The 16,388-nt window shown below is 63.9% G+C and carries 15 protein-coding genes; 10 read left to right on the forward strand and 5 right to left on the reverse strand.

Translation table 11 applies throughout. The features are described from left to right. Positions 1 to 95 precede the first annotated feature (95 nt). Entirely contained in the window at positions 96 to 1,100 is a 1,005-nt protein-coding gene (locus tag AACQ95_RS18715; RefSeq protein ID WP_042870263.1) for a substrate-binding domain-containing protein, read from the reverse strand. 203 nt (positions 1,101 to 1,303) lie between these two features. Here AACQ95_RS18715 and galE point away from each other — a divergent pair, with 203 nt between their 5' ends. The 6 genes from galE (at position 1,304) to bacA (ending at position 7,872) form a co-directional block, all read left to right on the forward strand. Beyond that, the gene (galE, locus tag AACQ95_RS18720) at positions 1,304 to 2,317 is read left to right on the forward strand and encodes a UDP-glucose 4-epimerase GalE (protein WP_241279312.1); all 1,014 of its coding nucleotides are present in this window, start codon (positions 1,304 to 1,306) and stop codon (positions 2,315 to 2,317) included. Positions 2,318 to 2,399: 82 nt separating this feature from the next. After that, positions 2,400 to 3,449 (forward strand): UDP-glucose--hexose-1-phosphate uridylyltransferase, encoded by a 1,050-nt coding sequence (locus tag AACQ95_RS18725; RefSeq protein WP_241279313.1) that lies wholly within the window; start codon positions 2,400 to 2,402, stop codon positions 3,447 to 3,449. A gap of 85 nt (positions 3,450 to 3,534) precedes the next feature. Continuing rightward, positions 3,535 to 4,683: a galactokinase gene (gene galK, locus AACQ95_RS18730; RefSeq protein WP_043554176.1), complete on the forward strand. Its 1,149-nt coding sequence runs from the start codon at positions 3,535 to 3,537 to the stop codon at positions 4,681 to 4,683. 64 nt (positions 4,684 to 4,747) lie between these two features. Beyond that, complete coding sequence (galM, locus tag AACQ95_RS18735) at positions 4,748 to 5,746, forward strand: galactose-1-epimerase (protein WP_241279314.1); 999 nt, start codon at positions 4,748 to 4,750, stop codon at positions 5,744 to 5,746. A gap of 175 nt (positions 5,747 to 5,921) precedes the next feature. Beyond that, positions 5,922 to 6,917 carry an aldo/keto reductase gene (locus AACQ95_RS18740; RefSeq protein WP_241279315.1) on the forward strand — a complete coding sequence of 332 codons (996 nt, stop codon included), beginning with the start codon at positions 5,922 to 5,924 and terminating at the stop codon, positions 6,915 to 6,917. A gap of 139 nt (positions 6,918 to 7,056) precedes the next feature. Continuing rightward, on the forward strand, positions 7,057 to 7,872 hold the full coding sequence (gene bacA / locus AACQ95_RS18745) for an undecaprenyl-diphosphate phosphatase (protein ID WP_241279316.1): 816 nt from the start codon (positions 7,057 to 7,059) through the stop codon (positions 7,870 to 7,872). A gap of 61 nt (positions 7,873 to 7,933) precedes the next feature. Here the strand turns inward: bacA and AACQ95_RS18750 are convergent, their stop codons facing one another. The 3 genes from AACQ95_RS18750 to AACQ95_RS18760 form a co-directional block, all read right to left on the reverse strand. Then, on the reverse strand, positions 7,934 to 8,614 hold the full coding sequence (locus tag AACQ95_RS18750) for a ChrR family anti-sigma-E factor (RefSeq protein ID WP_241279317.1): 681 nt from the start codon (positions 8,612 to 8,614) through the stop codon (positions 7,934 to 7,936). Next, positions 8,607 to 9,176: a sigma-70 family RNA polymerase sigma factor gene (locus AACQ95_RS18755; RefSeq protein WP_172955248.1), complete on the reverse strand. Its 570-nt coding sequence runs from the start codon at positions 9,174 to 9,176 to the stop codon at positions 8,607 to 8,609. The genes AACQ95_RS18750 and AACQ95_RS18755 overlap by 8 nt, the downstream gene beginning before the upstream one ends. Before the next feature lie 132 nt (positions 9,177 to 9,308). Then, the gene (locus AACQ95_RS18760; RefSeq protein WP_043142757.1) at positions 9,309 to 9,875 is read right to left on the reverse strand and encodes an LON peptidase substrate-binding domain-containing protein; all 567 of its coding nucleotides are present in this window, start codon (positions 9,873 to 9,875) and stop codon (positions 9,309 to 9,311) included. Between the two features lie 313 nt (positions 9,876 to 10,188). Between AACQ95_RS18760 and argS the strand changes: the two genes are divergently transcribed. The 4 genes from argS (at position 10,189) to hslU (ending at position 14,896) form a co-directional block, all read left to right on the forward strand. Continuing rightward, positions 10,189 to 11,934 (forward strand): arginine--tRNA ligase, encoded by a 1,746-nt coding sequence (argS, locus tag AACQ95_RS18765; protein WP_241279318.1) that lies wholly within the window; start codon positions 10,189 to 10,191, stop codon positions 11,932 to 11,934. 3 nt (positions 11,935 to 11,937) lie between these two features. Further along, the gene (locus AACQ95_RS18770) at positions 11,938 to 12,777 is read left to right on the forward strand and encodes an SPOR domain-containing protein (protein ID WP_241279319.1); all 840 of its coding nucleotides are present in this window, start codon (positions 11,938 to 11,940) and stop codon (positions 12,775 to 12,777) included. Positions 12,778 to 12,964: 187 nt separating this feature from the next. Then, positions 12,965 to 13,513 (forward strand): ATP-dependent protease subunit HslV, encoded by a 549-nt coding sequence (gene hslV, locus AACQ95_RS18775; protein WP_043142765.1) that lies wholly within the window; start codon positions 12,965 to 12,967, stop codon positions 13,511 to 13,513. A gap of 54 nt (positions 13,514 to 13,567) precedes the next feature. Next, a complete protein-coding gene (hslU, locus tag AACQ95_RS18780; protein ID WP_043142767.1) occupies positions 13,568 to 14,896 on the forward strand; it encodes an HslU--HslV peptidase ATPase subunit in 1,329 nt (442 codons plus the stop codon). 20 nt (positions 14,897 to 14,916) lie between these two features. Here hslU and AACQ95_RS18785 read toward each other — a convergent pair whose 3' ends face one another. After that, the gene (locus tag AACQ95_RS18785; protein ID WP_241279320.1) at positions 14,917 to 16,359 is read right to left on the reverse strand and encodes an MFS transporter; all 1,443 of its coding nucleotides are present in this window, start codon (positions 16,357 to 16,359) and stop codon (positions 14,917 to 14,919) included. Positions 16,360 to 16,388 lie beyond the last annotated feature (29 nt).

Consider the following 16,388-nt stretch of genomic DNA (forward strand, 5'->3'; position numbering starts at 1 on the left):
TAAAAATGAGCTAAATGAAGGTAAAAGACCGAGCCCCCGGATCACAGGCCTGAAAAACGGCGATCCGGGGGAGGAAAGAGGCGTGAATGGAGGGGTCAGGCCCGTACGGGGGCCACCGAGTGGCGATTGATCAGGGTCGGCGTGTAAATGCGGCTCTGCACCGACTCGCACTCACCCGCCGCCAGCTGCAATGCCAGCTTGGCCGCCTGGGCCGCCATCAGCTCGATGGGATAGCGCATGGTGGAGAGCTTGGGTCTCAGGTATCTGGCGTAGATGATGTCATCGAAGCCCACCACAGAGACCTCCTCCGGCACCTTGAGGCCGTTGTCGGCCAGCACAGAGATGGCGCCGGCCGCCATGGCATCGTTGTAGGCCACCACGGCCGTGATGGGCTGTCCCTTGGCCAGCAGGTTGAGCATGGCGCGCTCCCCCCCCTCCTCGTTGGGCATGCCGCTCTCCACCAGCTCGGGATCGGCGAACAGCCCAGCCTCGGCCAGCGCATCCTGATAACCTTGCAGGCGCAAGGTGGCATCCTCGATGACGTGATCCGAACTGAGGAAGGCGATGTGGCGGTGGCCCAGCTCCAGCAGATGACGGGTCGCCGTGGCGGCCCCCTGCCGGTTGTTGAGGGCGATGCAGCGCCCCTTCAGGGCCGGGATGTCGCGGTTAATCAACACCATGCCGGGCACCCGCTGGGCGTAGTCGATCAGCTCCTCATCGCTCAGTGCCTTGCTGTGCACCACCAGCGCCTCGCAGCGCTTGCCGATCAGCAGCTCGATGGATTCCCGCTCTTGCTGCGCCCGGTGAAAACCATTACCCATCAACAGGTGCAACCCCTGCTCCACCGCAATCGCCGCGACCCCCTTGATCAGGGCGCCGAAGAAGGGATCCGCCACGTCACCCACCAGCACCCCCATGGTGTCACAGGTCCTGCTGACCAGCGCACGGGCATTGGCGTTGGGGGTGTAGCCCAACTCGGCCATGGCCTTCTGCACCACCTCGCGGGAGGCGGCACTGGCCTTGGGTGAGTTGTTCATCACCCGTGAAACCGTTGCCACAGATACCTTGGCCAAACGGGCGACATCCTTGATGGTGCTCATGCTGTTTTCACTTATTTCACGGTTCAAGACGGCGCCATTATACCGAGCAATGTCACTGATAACAGGGGAAAAAGCCACATAGCTGCATTTATGACCACACCAACATGTGTAATCGTTTCCACATATTTGTTAACTAGTTCACAGTTTACCCGTCGGAGCCTCGGCTAGACTCCTTCACAGGCTTTTTTAGCGTGGAGAAGAGGATGAAAGTACTGGTCACCGGCGGCTGCGGCTACATCGGCAGCCACACCTGTCTGGCCTTGCAGGCCGCGGGAATGGAACCCGTGGTGGTGGATAACCTCTGCAACAGCAAGGCGGGCGTACTGGCGCGCATCGCCGCCATCAGCGGGCGTGAACCCCTCTTCTATCAGGGGGACATTCGTGATCCGGCCCTGCTGGATCGCATCTTCGGCGAGCAACAGATAGCCGCCGTGATCCACTTCGCCGCCCTCAAGGCGGTCGGTGAATCGACCCGTCTCCCCCTCGAATACTACGAGAACAATCTGGGCGGCACCCTCACCCTGCTGCAGGCGATGAAACGCGCCGGGGTCAGCAGCCTGGTGTTCAGCTCGTCGGCCACCGTCTATGGCGATCCGGCCAGCACGCCCATCCGGGAGGATTTCCCCCGCAGCGCCACCAATCCCTACGGGCGATCCAAGTTGATCATCGAGGAGATCCTCGAGGATCTGCAGCGGGCCGAGCCCCACTGGAGCATGACGCTGCTGCGCTACTTCAATCCGGTCGGCGCCCACGACTCAGGCACCCTGGGGGAAGATCCCCAGGGCATACCCAACAACCTCATGCCGTTTTTGACCCAGGTTGCCATCGGCCGCCGCGACTCTCTCTCCGTCTTTGGAAACGATTACCCCACCGTCGATGGCACCGGGGTGCGCGACTACATCCACGTGATGGATCTCGCCGAGGGGCACGTCAAGGCGCTGCAACATTGCGCCAGGCAAGGGGGCGTACACGTCTACAACCTGGGCACGGGCCAGGGCCAGAGCGTGTTGCAGATGGTCGCGGCGTTCGAAGCCGCCTCCGGTCGGCCGCTGCCCTATCGCATCGAACCCAGGCGTCCAGGCGACATCGCCGAGTGCTGGGCCGATCCCGCCAAGGCCGAGCGTGAGCTGGGCTGGCGTGCCAGCCGCGACCTCGCAACCATGTGCACCGACAGCTGGCGCTGGCAGTCCGCCAATCCGCAGGGGTACGAGGCGTGAACATGCCCAGTGCGACTCGCCCTCCCTCGTCCGCCCAGTAGGCGGCCAATCCATCCATTTCATCAGGTAATGAGGAGTGATGATGTTCAACCCGGTTGATCACCCCCACCGTCGTTTCAACCCGCTGACCGGTCAATACGTGCTGGTCTCCCCCCACAGGGCCAAGCGCCCCTGGCAGGGCCAGGTCGAGAAGGTCAGTCAGGCGCCGAGCCAATCCCACGATCCGGATTGCTTCCTCTGCGCGGGCAACCAGCGCGTCACCGGCGACCAGAACCCGGACTATCAGGGCACCTTCGTCTTCACCAACGACTTCGCCGCCCTGATGCAGGACACCCCGGCCACCGACACGGCACAGGATCCCCTGCTCAAGCTGGAAGCCGCCCGCGGCACCAGCCGGGTCATCTGTTTCTCGCCGGATCACGGCAAGACACTGCCCGAGCTGCCGCTACCCGCCATAGAGGCGGTGATCACCACCTGGATGGAACAGGTGGCCGAGCTGTCAGCCCAGTGGGAATGGGTGCAGGTGTTTGAAAACAAGGGCGCCGTCATGGGCTGCTCCAACCCCCACCCTCACGGCCAGCTGTGGGGCAGCGATTTTCTGCCCAACGAGATCGCCCGCGAAGAGCAGCACCAGCACGACTGGCTGGCCGAGCACGGCCGCCCACTGCTGGTTGAATATGTGGAGCGGGAGCTGACGGATCGCACCCGCATCGTAGTGGAAACAGCACACTGGCTGGCCGTCGTTCCTTTCTGGGCCGCCTGGCCGTTCGAAACCCTGCTGCTGCCCAAGACCCATGTGCCCTCCCTGCTCGGCCTCACCCCCGAGCTGCAGCAGGATCTGGCGGTGGCGCTCAAGGAGCTCACCAGCCGTTACGACAACCTGTTCGAGTGCAGCTTCCCCTACTCCATGGGCTGGCACTTCGCGCCGCCTCACTCCGGCTGCCCGGAAGCCTGGCAACTGCACGCCCACTTCTATCCGCCCTTGTTGCGCTCCGCTACGGTGCGCAAATTTATGGTGGGCTTCGAGATGCTGGCAGAAACCCAACGCGATCTGACGCCGGAACAAGCGGCAGAACGACTGCGCGCCCTGTCCCCCATTCATTACAACCAGGCTGACGGGGAGAAGCGATGAAACCCAGTCAATGTGTTCCGACCCCGGAGCAAGCCGTGAGCCCCATTTACTACAACCCGATCAGCCAAGCCAATGAGGAGGCCCTATGACCCCCAGCCAACGCGTCAGCGCCGTTTTTGCAGAGCAGTTTGAGCAGCAACCCGACCTGCTGGTGCGCGCCCCCGGTCGCGTCAACCTCATCGGCGAACACACGGACTACAACGACGGCTTCGTGCTGCCCTGCGCCATCGACTACGAGACCTGCGTCGCCATCGGCCTACGCGATGACAGCCTGGTGCACGTGATCGCCGCCGACTACGGCAACCAGCGCGACCTGTTCGATCTGAACCAGCCCATCACCCACCATGCCGATCAGCGCTGGAGCGACTACATACGCGGCGTGGTGAAATACCTGCAGGTGCGCGGCCATGCGCTGCGCGGCCTCAACCTGGTGGTCTCCGGCAACGTGCCGCAGGGCACAGGCCTGTCGTCGTCCGCTTCGCTGGAGGTGGCCATAGGCCAGGCCTTCAAGGAGGCGTTGGGGCTCGACATCAGCCAGGCCGAGATCGCCCTCAACGGCCAGCAGGCCGAGAACCAGTTCGTCGGCTGCAACTGCGGCATTATGGATCAGATGATCTCCGCCAGCGGCAAGCAGGATCATGCCCTGCTGCTCGACTGCCGCTCGCTGGAAACCCGCCTCATCCCCATGCCCCCCGACCTGGCGGTGCTGATCGTCAACTCCAATGTGCGCCGCGGCCTGGTGGACAGCGAATACAACACCCGCCGTCAGCAGTGTGAAACCGCCGCCCGCCACTACGGGGTCAAGGCGCTGCGCGACCTCGACATGGCCGCGCTGGAGGCGGGCAAGGCCGGGCTGGATGAGGTCTGCTACCGCCGCGCTCGCCACGTGGTGGGCGACAACAGCCGCACCCTGGCCGCCGCCGATGCGCTGGAGTCCGGCGATCTGGTGCGCCTCGGCGAACTGATGGCCGAGTCCCACGCCGCCATGCGCGATGACTTCGAGATTACCGTGCCCCCCATCGACGGTCTGGTGGAGATCATCAAGGCCAGGCTTGGCCGCGAAGGCGGTGTGCGGATGACGGGCGGCGGCTTCGGCGGCTGCGTGGTTGCCCTGCTGCGCCCGGCACAGGTCGCCGAGGTGATTGCCGCCGTCGACGCCGAGTATCCGGCCCGCTTCGGCCTCAAGGCCGACAGCTATGTCTGCCGCGCCAGCGCGGGGGCGGGAAAACTATGAGCCCATTTATGATGCAGGCCGACGGCTATGTCTGCCGGATCGGCAACACAGCTGCAGGCAAGCTATGAGCAACACCATGATCCCGTTCGAGCTGGAAAACGAAGAGGGGCTGCGCCTGCGCGGCCTCGATGTTGGCGCCACCCTCACCTCCCTCACCCTGCCGGTCGCGGGCAAGCACCGCGAGGTGCTGCTGGGCTGCGCCGATGAGGCCTATCCTGCGCAGCAGGTGTGGCTGGGTGCGGTGGCGGGGCGTTTTGCCAACCGCATCGGCGGCGCCGAACTGGTGCGCGATGGCCAGCACTGGCCGCTGGATGCCAATCAGGCCCCCCACTGCCTGCACGGCGGACGGGAGGGGTTTCATCGCCAGCGCTGGCAGATCAAGGAGCTGGAGGCGGACAGGGTCAAGCTCGTCCTGCTGTCGAAGGCGGGGGATCAGGGCTTTCCCGGCAACTTGCGGGTGACCCTGGAGTACCGGCTGGAGCAGTACGATCTGGTGGTCGATTTCAGGGCCAGCACGGATGCGCCGACCCCGGTCAGCCTCACCAGTCACGCCTACTTCAACCTGGATGGGGGCGGCGATGTGCGCGACCACACCATCAGCCTCAACGCCGATCGCTTTCTGCCGACCGATGAGAGCGGTCTGCCGCTGGCCATTGCACCGGTGGAAGGCCCCTTCGATCTGCGCACCCCGCGCTCCATGGGCCAGGATTGGCTGAGCCATCCCCAGCAACGGCAGGCCAAGGGGTACGATCACGCCTTCCAGCTCAATCATCCGCAGCATGATGGCCCGGAGCAGACCTGGGCCGCGCGAGTGGTTTCCGGCGATCGGCAGCTGGCGATGGAGGTCTACAGCAACCAGCCTTCGCTGCAGTTCTACACCGGCAACTGGCTGGCCAACACCCCGAGCCGCAGCGGCCAGCCGCATCAGGATTACGACGGCTTCTGTCTGGAGGCACAGCAGTTGCCGGACAGCCCCAACCGGCCCGAGCTCGGAGATCCCTGGCTGCTGCCGGGGCACTACTACCACCACCAGACCCGTTATCGCTTTATCGCCGCCAGCTGACCCCGGCGCCCTCCGGCAGACCTACGCTGACAACCACAGGCGAGGCCGAGATGGCGTCATCATGCAGCTACACTCTGGCCCCGCACCCTCTTCTCCCACGCAGACATAGCGAATGAAGAGGGCTCGGGGTCACCCATTACATCAGCTCGTAAACAAGTCCACGCAAGGAGTCGTTATGGATGAACACTACCTAGCCGCGCCCGACCGCTATCAGCGCCAGCCCTATCGACCCGTGGGCCGCCACGGCCTGCGCCTGCCCAGCATAGGTCTCGGGCTCTGGCACAACTTCGGCGAGGGGAGCGATCCCGCCAGGGTGAAGGCCATGGTGCACCAGGCGTTCGATCTGGGCATCACCCACTTCGATCTCGCCAACAACTACGGGCCGCCCCCCGGCTCCGCCGAGACCACCTTCGGCCGCGTGCTCAAGGGCAGTCTGGCCCCCTACCGAGACGAGCTGATCATCGCCAGCAAGGCGGGCTATGTGATGTGGGACGGCCCCTACGGGGATGGCGGCAGCGCCAAGTACCTGTTTGCCAGCCTGCACCAGAGTCTGCGCCGGCTCGGCCTCGACTATGTGGACATCTTCTATCACCACAGGCCGGATCCCCGCACCCCGCTGGAGGAGACCTGTCAGGCGCTGGCGCTCATGGTGCGTCAGGGCAAGGCACTCTATGTCGGCCTCTCCAACTACCCGGCCAGGCTGGCTGCACAGGCCGCCGCCCGGCTGGCGGAGCTGGGCACCCCCTGTCTGGTCAATCAGCTCAAATACTCGCTGTTCCAGCGCGACATCGAAGCCGACACCCTGCCGGTCTGTCGCGAACACGGCATGGGGGTGGTGGCCTTCTCGCCGCTGGCGGGCGGCCTGCTCAGCAACCGCTATCTGGCTGGCATTCCCGCCGACTCTCGCGCCGCCAGCGGCAGCCCCTTCCTCAAGCCGGAGCAGATCACCGCGGACAAACTGGCCAGGATCCAGGCCCTGCATGCTCTGGCACAACAGCGGGGGCAGGAGTTGTCACAGCTGGCGTTGCAGTGGGTGTTGCGCGATCCCGTGGTGAGTTGCGCCCTGATCGGCGCCAGCAGCCCCCAGCAGATAGTGAGCGCGGTCGAAGCCCTGGCCCTGCCCCCGCTGGACGAGACGTTGCAACGACAGATAGAAGCCACCCTGGCCTGACCCGCTCTCAACCTCCCCCATTGCCAGGGGGAGGCCCCAATATTCACTGGTTGCCCGTCTGATTTTCCTCCATCATTGGTCGCCCCGGCTCAGCCCGGGGCCGACTTCATCCGGACCAATCAACCAAGAGATCTGAACCATGACAGAGTCTTACGCCCTGTTTGTCGCCTTCGTGCTGGGCATAGTAGAGGGCCTGACCGAGTTTCTGCCCGTTTCCTCGACCGGCCACATGATCATCGTCGGCCACCTGCTGGGCTTCGAAGGCCCCAAGGCCGCCACCTTCGAGGTGGTGATCCAGATGGGTTCCATTCTCGCGGTCGTTGCCGTCTTCTGGCGCCGCCTGTTCGGCCTGATTGGCATCCACTTCGGCCAGAAGCCGGCGCAGGATCACGCCACCCTCTCCCTGGTCCACATCATCCTCGGCATGCTGCCCGCCGTACTCATAGGTCTCGCCATTCACAGCTGGATCAAGGCCAACCTGTTCGGCCCGGAAACCGTGATGTATGCCCTGGTCGCCGGCGGCATCTTGCTGATCATCGCCGAGAAATTTCGCCCGGCGGTACGCTCCGAGACCCTGGATGACATCAGCTACCAGCAGGCGTTCGGCATAGGCCTGTTCCAGTGTCTGGCGCTCTGGCCCGGCTTCTCGCGCTCCGGCGCCACCATCAGCGGCGGCATGCTGATGGGGATCAGTCGTCAGGCGGCGGCCGAGTTCTCCTTCATCCTGGCGGTGCCCATGATGGTGGCCGCCAGCGGACTGGATCTCTACAAGAGCCGCGACCTGCTCTCCATGGCCGACTTCCCCATGTTTGCGGTGGGCTTCATCACCGCCTTCGTGGTCGCCATGATAGCGATCAAGACCTTCCTGGCGCTGATCCGTCGCCTAGACTTCATCCCGTTCGCCATCTACCGCTTCGTGGTGGCCTTCGCCGTCTACCTGGTATTCGTTGCCTGATCCGGCCGCGACACCATGAAAAAAGGGACCTGTCGGTCCCTTTTTCTATTGTTGCCCGTCCTCAATAGAGGCGATGGGTGATGCCGTTGAGCAGCCGCGACAGTCCCTTGGTGAACTGGACCGGCGCATCCTGAACCGTGTAGCAGAGGCAGCCGTCCGGGGTGTGCGGACTGTGGGCGTGGCTGGCATCGCGCCAGATGAAGTCCCCCGCCTGATAGCAGGTGTCGCCATCTTCGATGGTGCCTGCCAGCAGCAGGGTCAGCTCATAGCCCTGATGGGTGTGCTCGGGGATGCGGCCACCGGCTTCTATGTGCAGCAGGCTGGCGCGGGCCCCCAGCTCGTCCAGCGGCAGACTGTGCTGACGAATGGTGCCAATGTGACGCCACTTGGGGGCATGGTGACGCGCCAGCACCCTGGGCAAGCGGTATGACTGGCCCGCCACCTGCAACTCGGGCTGGGGGGGTGCCAACTGGCTGAGTGCTGCCGTCGTGGCTACCGGCTGCTGCAGTATGCCGGCCAGCATGGCATCGAATGCCACCGGCATGCTCTCGCTCATCGTTGCCGGCTGATCTTCTGCCGGCTCCAGATACTGGCGGGCCAGTTCCTCTTCGCAGGCTCGCAGACTGGCAGCACACTCGGGGCAGAGCTCGCAGTGGGCGGAGACACCGACGGCCAGCGGCAGGGACAGCTCGTCGGCGGCGAAGGCGCGCAACATGGCGTGGGTCGGATGGGTTTTAATCATGGCCTTGCTCCACTTGCTCTTTCAATTTCTGTAATGCCAGTCTGAGGCGGGATTTGATGGTGCCAAGCGGCACGCCGAGTCGCTCCGCCAGCTCCTGCTGGGAGAACTCCTGCAGATAGATGCCGCGCACCACCTGCTGTTGCGGCTCCGGCAGGGTGGCGAGGTAGTGCGCCATCTGGCGGGTCAGCACGGCATCCTCACCGCCGCTCAGATGCTCCTCTTCCGCCCTGAACTCCAGCATGGGCCACAGCTCCTCGGCGCAGAGATCCTCCTTGCTGGCGCGGCGACGGCGCAGCATGTCGAAGCTCTGGTTGCGCATGACGGTGTAGATCCAGGTGGTCGGCGCCCCCTTCTCGGGGTGGTAGAGGCGGGCCTTCTGCCACACCAGCAGCATGGTCTCCTGCACCAGCTCCATGGCGTTGGCCTCGCTGCCGAGGTGGCGCAGCCCATAGCTGCGGATACGCGGCGCGAAGTGGTGGAACAGCCGGGCGAAGGCGGCCTTGTCGGCCTGCTCGGCGACCCGGATGAGAAGAGACGTCAGATCGCCATCTGGATTGTCCATGGGGGGCGATATCCTGCGCTGAGTCGATTGGGGTTGGCCAGTATATGCCATTGCGCCATGCCTTGAATGTTGTGGTCATCACCATTACGCCGGGCGTGGCAAAAGGATCACAAGCGGGCCGCAAATTGGCACTCAATGGCTGGCAACCAGCAGGCCGCTCAGCAGGGAGAGCGCAGGCTGGTTGTCGTCCGCCGCCAGCAACCACTGCTTCTGTTCCACGGGAATGGGCAGCACCTCCAGCCAGCGCTGGGCCACCCAGCTGGCATCGTCCCAGTCGGGATCATGGTAGAGGGCCGCATATTCCGGGTAGTCGTTGAACACCTCCTGCAGTGCCCTGGCCAGTGAGTGCTGATCGGCATTGAGCCTGCCCGTCTGCCAGGGCGGCAGCAGCGCCACCTCGCCGACCCTAAGCCCGTCGGGCTCCTGCCACAGATCGACGATCCTGACCCGCTCCATGCCGAGCACGGTAATGCCCAGCAGACCATCCGGCAGCTGATCGAAATCGATGATCCGCACCCGGGTGGCGATGGGGTACATGTTGCGCAGCGCATCGGGCTGGCGGGGGTCGAGCATGCAGAGCACGAAGCCCTGATCTCCCGCCTCGGCGATCATGCGCTGGTATCTGGGCTCGAAGATGCGCAGCGGCATGATGCCACCGGGCAGCAGGTGAGCCGAGAGGGGAAACAGCGCCAGTTTCATCAGGATATTCCTCTGTGGAAGATACCTGTTGATACGACCGCCGTGGACGGGCAGATCATTCAGACCGAGTTGGAATAAAAAAACCCTTAACAATCAGGGGAAAATAGCCTGGACAAGCCGCTTCGATATGCAGTAGAAATGGATAAGCACCATTTAATCCATTGAATATTCTGGATACTGGTGACAAATGCAGTGAAATATCCGCCCGACCAACTCCGGCGGGCCGTCCCTATAGTTTTCTCGGGCCGATGCGGGTAAAATTCACGCCCTTATATATCAGTCATTTTTCGACGCGCAACCTTGGTGGTCAGTTATGAAAGAGCATATTCATCATCTACTTGAACAAACGGTAGCCAATCTCAAGTCAGCGGGCGTGTTGCCGGCGGACCTGGAAGCCCGGGTGCAAGTAGACCGATGCAAGGAGAAGGCTCACGGTGACCTGGCCACCAACCTGGCCATGCTGCTGGCCAAACCGGCCCGCAAGAACCCCCGTGAGCTGGCCGCTGCCATCATAGAGCACCTGCCCGCCTCGGACCTGATCGCCAAGGTCGAGATCGCCGGCCCCGGCTTCATCAACTTCTTCTTCGACCAGCGCTGGCTGGCCGGCCAGGTGGAAGCCATGGTGACCTCTGCCAACGCCAACGTGAAGTTACCGACCCCGCAGACAGTGGTGGTGGACTACTCGGCGCCGAACGTGGCCAAAGAGATGGCGGTGCACCACATCCGCTCTACCGTGCTCGGTGACGTAGCCGCCCGTGCCCTAGAATTCCTCGGCCACAAGGTGGTACGCGCCAACCATATCGGTGACTGGGGCACCCAGTTCGGCATGCTGATCGCCTATCTGGAGAAGATGGCCAACGAGCACGCCTCCGACATGGCGCTCAAGGATCTCGAAGCCTTCTACACCCAGGCCAAGCGTTGCTACGACGAAGACGAAGTCTTCGCCGAGCGCGCGCGCAACTACGTGGTCAAGCTGCAGGGTGGCGATGAATACTGCCGCACCATGTGGAAGAAGCTGGTCGACATGACCATGGAGCAGAACCAGATCAACTACGACCGCCTGAATGTCTCCCTGACCAACAAGGACATAATGGGCGAGTCCATGTACAACGACATGCTGCCGCAAATCGTGGACGACCTGAAAGCCCGCGGGCTGGCGGTCGAGAGCGAAGGGGCCACTGTCGTCTTCCTGGACGAATTCAAGAACAAGGATGGCGAGCCCATGGGCGTCATCATCCAGAAGAGCGATGGCGGCTTCCTCTACACCACCACCGACATCGCCTGTGCCAAATATCGTTACGAAACCCTGGGCGCCGACCGCGTCATGTACTTCATCGACTCCCGTCAGCACCAGCACCTGATGCAGGCCTGGACCATCACCCGCAAGGCGGGCTATGTGCCGGAATCCGTGCCGCTCGAGCACCACGCCTTCGGCATGATGCTGGGCAAGGATGGTCGTCCCTACAAGACCCGCTCCGGCGGCACCGTCAAGCTGGTCGACCTGCTCAACGAAGCCGAGGAGCGCGCGAGCGCCCTGCTGGAGAACCGCAACAACGATCTCTCCGCCGCAGAGAAGGCCGAAGTGGTCCACGCCATCGCCATGGGTGCGGTCAAGTATGCGGATCTCTCCAAGAACCGTACCACAGACTACATCTTCGACTGGGACATGATGCTGTCGTTCGAAGGCAACACGGCCCCTTACCTGCAGTACGCCTACACCCGGATCCAGTCCATCTTCCGCAAGGCCGGTGTCAATGCCGAGACCTTGACCGGTACTGTGACCCTGAACGAGGAAGCCGAAGAGGTGCTGGCCCAGAAGCTGATCCAGTTCTCCGACGCGGTCAACGGCGTGGCGGACAAGGGCATGCCGCACCTGCTCTGTACCTATCTGTACGAGCTGTCCGGCAACTTCATGACCTTCTACGAAGCCTGCCCGATCAACAAGGATGGCGTCGACGAAGCCACCCGCCAGAGCCGTCTGCTGCTGTGCGCAGCCACCGCCAAGGTCCTGAAACTGGGTCTGGGCGTGCTGGGTATCCATACCCTGGAGCGCATGTAATAGATGGCAACCCGGGATTACGTCGGCAACAGCCCGAGAAGACGGGCCGGTGGTCGTAACACCAAGAAAGCGGCACCTCGCCGCTTTCCTGTTATCCCGGCACTGCTGGCCGGGGTGCTGCTGGCAGGGTTCGGCGGCTTCCTCTACATGATCAACGGCAAGGGCAGCGATGCCCCCACCATTGAAGAACAGGTCAAGGCCAACAAGCCCAAGGCGCAGAACAACGGCTTGCCGCAGGAGAAGTGGAGCTATATCGAACGGCTGGAGAACAAGCAGGTCGATATCACTGAGCCGCCCCCCCAACCGGGTGTGCTGCCACCGCCCCCTGCCCAGACCCTGACTCTGCAGCCGGAGAAACTGCCGCAGCCGGTGCCGACCGACATTCCCCAGCCGGGAACGCCTATTGGCCAGGTGCAGCCCTACAAGCCGCAACCGGTTCAACCCGCCAAGCCAGCCCCCGTGGCCAGTGCCCAGGAGCAGGTGATCGACCGCAAGGCCGAGCGGGAGCGGATGGAGCGTGAACTGCGGGCCGAGCTGGAACGGGAGCGCGCCGAAGCCGCCAGGGCTCAGGCAGCGACCCAGCCGGCGCAAACCACAGCGGCGGACAGCGGTCGATACATGATGCAGTGCGCCGCCCTGCGCTCGCAGGAGTCTGCCGAGTCGCTCAAGGCGCGTATCGCCTTCGGTGCCGGCCTCTCCTCCAGCCTGCAGGTGGTGAATGGCGCCAACGGCACCGTCTACAAGGTGATGGTGGGTCCCTTCAGCGGCAAGGCGGCCGTCGATGCGGCCAACCGCAAGCTGCAAGGCTCCGGCATCAGCGGCTGCATCCCCAAAAAGGGGTGACCGCCGCCAGCGGATGAGTGATCAGGGCCGGGTTGAAGACTCGGCCCTTTTCTTTTCTGCGCCACACATCTCAACGGAAGTCGACCCGTGGCGGATAATCCGCCAGGGTTGAAAAGCGCCAACCCCATCCCCATCTTTCTTGCCATGCACAGTCAGGCCGTTATTCGGCTCAAGCGAGGTAAGTAAAGTGACTACCATAGTTTCTGTCCGCCGCAACGGCCAAGTCGTGATAGGTGGTGATGGCCAGGTATCCCTCGGCAACACCGTCATGAAGGGCAACGCCCGCAAGGTTCATCGTCTCTATAACGGCAAGGTGCTGGCAGGTTTCGCCGGCGGCACTGCCGATGCCTTCACTCTGCTCGAGCGCTTCGAAGCCAAACTGCAGGCCCATCAGGGTAATCTGGAACGCGCCGCCGTGGCGCTGGCCAAAGACTGGCGCACCGATCGCGCCCTGCGCCGTCTCGAGGCCCTGCTGGCGGTCGCCGATGAAAACAAATCCTTCATCATCACAGGCAACGGCGACGTGGTGCAGCCGGAGCATGACCTGATCGCCATCGGCTCGGGCGGCAACTTCGCCCAGTCCGCCGCCACCGCCCTGCTGGAGAACACAGATCTCGACGCCAAGAGCATCGTCGAGAAGTCCCTCAAGATCGCGGGCGACATCTGCGTCTTCACCAACCAGCATCACACGGTCGAAGTGCTGAATTACGATCCGAAAGAAGCCGAGCCCAAGTAAGCCCCCCATTTGCAAGGGGTGGGCCCTGCCCGCCCCGGATACAGGAATGCCATCATGTCCGAGATGACCCCGAGAGAAATCGTCCACGAGCTGGACCGACACATCATTGGTCAGGCCGACGCCAAGCGTGCCGTCGCAGTCGCCCTGCGCAATCGCTGGCGCCGGATGCAGCTCGATGAAGAGATGCGCCACGAGGTGACCCCGAAAAACATCCTGATGATAGGCCCGACCGGGGTCGGCAAGACCGAGATCGCCCGTCGTCTGGCCAAGCTGGCCAACGCCCCCTTCATCAAGGTGGAAGCCACCAAGTTCACCGAGGTGGGCTATGTGGGCAAGGAAGTGGACAGCATCATCCGCGATCTGACCGACGTCGCCATCAAGCTGGTGCGCGAGACCGAGATGGAGAAGATGAAATACCGCGCCGAGGAAGCCGCCGAGGAGCGCATCCTCGACGCCCTGCTGCCCAACCCGCGCAACAGCTGGGGCGAGGAGGAGAAGGCCGACAACTCCAACACCCGCCAGATCTTCCGCAAGAAGCTGCGGGAAGGCCAGCTGGATGACAAGGAGATAGAACTCGAGCTGTCAGCCAGCCCCATGGGCGTCGACATCATGACCCCGCCGGGCATGGAAGAGATGGCCAGCCAGTTGCAGGGGCTGTTCCAGAACCTGGGTCAGAACCAGAAGAAGAAGCGCAAGATCAAGGTCAAAGAGGCCATGAAGGCGCTGATCGAAGAGGAAGCGGCCCGTCTGGTCAACCCGGAAGAGCTGAAGCAGAAGGCGATCGCGGCGGTCGAGAACAACGGCATCGTCTTCCTCGACGAGATCGACAAAATCTGCAAGCGTGGCGAGAGCTCGGGCCCGGATGTCTCCCGCGAAGGGGTGCAGCGCGACCTGCTGCCGCTGGTGGAAGGCTGCACCGTCAACACCAAGCACGGCATGGTCAAGACAGACCACATTCTGTTTGTCGCCTCCGGTGCCTTCCAGGTGGCCCGCCCGTCGGATCTCATCCCCGAGCTGCAGGGTCGCCTGCCGATCCGGGTCGAGCTGACCGCGCTCACCACGGATGACTTCGAGCGCATCCTGACCGAGCCGAACGCCTCGCTCACCGATCAGTACCAGGCGCTGATGGCCACCGAAGGGGTCAAGATCGAGTTCACCAAGGATGGCATCCGCCGTCTGGCCGAAGCGGCCTGGCAGGTCAACGAGCGCACCGAGAACATAGGTGCCCGCCGCCTGCACACAGTGATGGAGCGGCTGATGGAAGACATCTCCTATGACGCCTCCGAGAAGTCAGGCGAGACCTTCACCATAGACGCCGACTACGTCAACGCCCACCTCGGGGCGCTGATCGAGGACGAGGATCTGAGCCGCTTCATCCTGTAAGCGCGCCCTACCGTCATCATTCAAGACGCCTCCCTTGCGGAGGCGTCTTCGTTTTCGGCTCCCTCCTGGATAGTTTCGACCGGCGCGCCACTGTGGCCTCTTCCCGTCAGCCAGATCGCGGCGCCAATCAGCAGGCCGCTCAGGGCAAAGCTGATCTGCATGCCGAACACCAGATCTGCCGGCATGGCCGTGGCCAGGTTGGGCGTTCCCACCAGGGTGGCAAACAGGCCACCGAGCCCGGCCGCCCCCGTCAGCTGGCCCAGATTGCGCGACAGGGTCAGCAAGCCGGCCACGGCTCCCCGCGCCTGTTCGGTTGCCGCCCCCACCACGGCGCTGTTGTTGGCGGTCTGGAACAGGGCATAGCCGGCGGTCAGCAGCAGTATGGGCAGCAGATAACCGAGCGGGCCATATCCGGCGCTCAGGGTGGCCAGCCCGAGGAGCGCGATCATCATGGCCATCAACCCCAGCCGAGCGACCCGGCGCGAACCGAACCTGTCCACCAGCCAGCCGGCAGGCATGCCCGTCAAGGCCGCCAGCAGGGGTCCGCCGGAGATCATGAGCCCGACCGTCGCCATGTCGAGCTCGAACACGCCGTGCAGGTAGAAGGGGCCGATCAGCAGGGTCAGCACCATGACGCTGGCCACCAGCGCACTGGCGAGCAGGCCCCCCTTGAGCCAGGAGTCGGCCAGCAGTGCCAGCGGCAGCAGGGGGAAACGGGCACGGCGCTCGCGGCGAACGAACAAGGCAGTGCCAAGCAGTGCTCCCGCCCACCAGCCCAGCGCCAGGGCGCCCCCCGAGGTCAGCGCCAGCCCGTAGCAGAGCAGCGCCACCACCAGCATCGACAGGCTCACCAGCGTCACCCTCTCTCTTTGTGGCAAAGCCCCCTCAGGTGGCAGGCCGACCATGCCGGCACCCAGCGCCAGCAGACTGACGGGCACCAGCAGCAGGAAGGGGGCCTGCCAGCCAAACCCGCCGATCAGCAGGCCGCCGAACGAGGGGCCAAGGGCAGTGCCGCAGGCCGACAGGGTACCGAGCAGCCCCATGCCCCGGCCACGCTGCGCCGCAGGTACAAGCTGCCCCACCATGGCCAGCGCCAGAGAGAGCATGCAGGCCGCACCGATCCCCTGCAGGACACGCGCCGCAATCAGCCAGCCTATGGTCGGTGCCAGGGCGCACAGCAGGGATGCCAGCGCAAACAGCACCACGCCCCCCAGCAACAGGCGGCGCCGGCCAAACCTGTCGCCGAGCCGGCCGGCCACCAGGGTCAGGCAGGTGATCCCCAGCAGGTAGGCCACCAGCACCCACTGCAGGCTGGCGAAGGGGGCGGCAAACGCCTGCCCCAGCGCGGGCAGCGCCATGTTGGCCATGCTCCCCGCCAGCATGGGCAACAGGGTGGCGAGGCCGAGTGCCAGCAAGCCGGCACGGCGAACCCAGGGAGAGGAAATTATGCTGGGGTATGACATGGATGTGACCTCAAGCGAACCAGGATGAC

Origin of the sequence: Aeromonas sp. MR19, assembly GCF_963899305.1 — a bacterium.
Taxonomy (GTDB): domain Bacteria; phylum Pseudomonadota; class Gammaproteobacteria; order Enterobacterales; family Aeromonadaceae; genus Aeromonas; species Aeromonas bestiarum.

What these genes read in the sequence shown, in the direction of transcription:
- AACQ95_RS18755 (WP_172955248.1), bottom strand. Translation starts at nt 9,176, where the DNA reads ATGGACAATCCAGATGGCGATCTGACGTCTCTTCTCATCCGGGTCGCC.
- AACQ95_RS18715 (WP_042870263.1), bottom strand. Translation starts at nt 1,100, where the DNA reads ATGAGCACCATCAAGGATGTCGCCCGTTTGGCCAAGGTATCTGTGGCA.
- argS (WP_241279318.1), top strand. Translation starts at nt 10,189, where the DNA reads ATGAAAGAGCATATTCATCATCTACTTGAACAAACGGTAGCCAATCTC.
- galM (WP_241279314.1), top strand. Translation starts at nt 4,748, where the DNA reads ATGAGCAACACCATGATCCCGTTCGAGCTGGAAAACGAAGAGGGGCTG.
- AACQ95_RS18725 (WP_241279313.1), top strand. Translation starts at nt 2,400, where the DNA reads ATGTTCAACCCGGTTGATCACCCCCACCGTCGTTTCAACCCGCTGACC.
- AACQ95_RS18785 (WP_241279320.1), bottom strand. Translation starts at nt 16,359, where the DNA reads ATGTCATACCCCAGCATAATTTCCTCTCCCTGGGTTCGCCGTGCCGGC.
- hslU (WP_043142767.1), top strand. Translation starts at nt 13,568, where the DNA reads ATGTCCGAGATGACCCCGAGAGAAATCGTCCACGAGCTGGACCGACAC.
- galE (WP_241279312.1), top strand. Translation starts at nt 1,304, where the DNA reads ATGAAAGTACTGGTCACCGGCGGCTGCGGCTACATCGGCAGCCACACC.
- bacA (WP_241279316.1), top strand. Translation starts at nt 7,057, where the DNA reads ATGACAGAGTCTTACGCCCTGTTTGTCGCCTTCGTGCTGGGCATAGTA.
- AACQ95_RS18750 (WP_241279317.1), bottom strand. Translation starts at nt 8,614, where the DNA reads ATGATTAAAACCCATCCGACCCACGCCATGTTGCGCGCCTTCGCCGCC.
- AACQ95_RS18760 (WP_043142757.1), bottom strand. Translation starts at nt 9,875, where the DNA reads ATGAAACTGGCGCTGTTTCCCCTCTCGGCTCACCTGCTGCCCGGTGGC.
- AACQ95_RS18770 (WP_241279319.1), top strand. Translation starts at nt 11,938, where the DNA reads ATGGCAACCCGGGATTACGTCGGCAACAGCCCGAGAAGACGGGCCGGT.
- AACQ95_RS18740 (WP_241279315.1), top strand. Translation starts at nt 5,922, where the DNA reads ATGGATGAACACTACCTAGCCGCGCCCGACCGCTATCAGCGCCAGCCC.
- galK (WP_043554176.1), top strand. Translation starts at nt 3,535, where the DNA reads ATGACCCCCAGCCAACGCGTCAGCGCCGTTTTTGCAGAGCAGTTTGAG.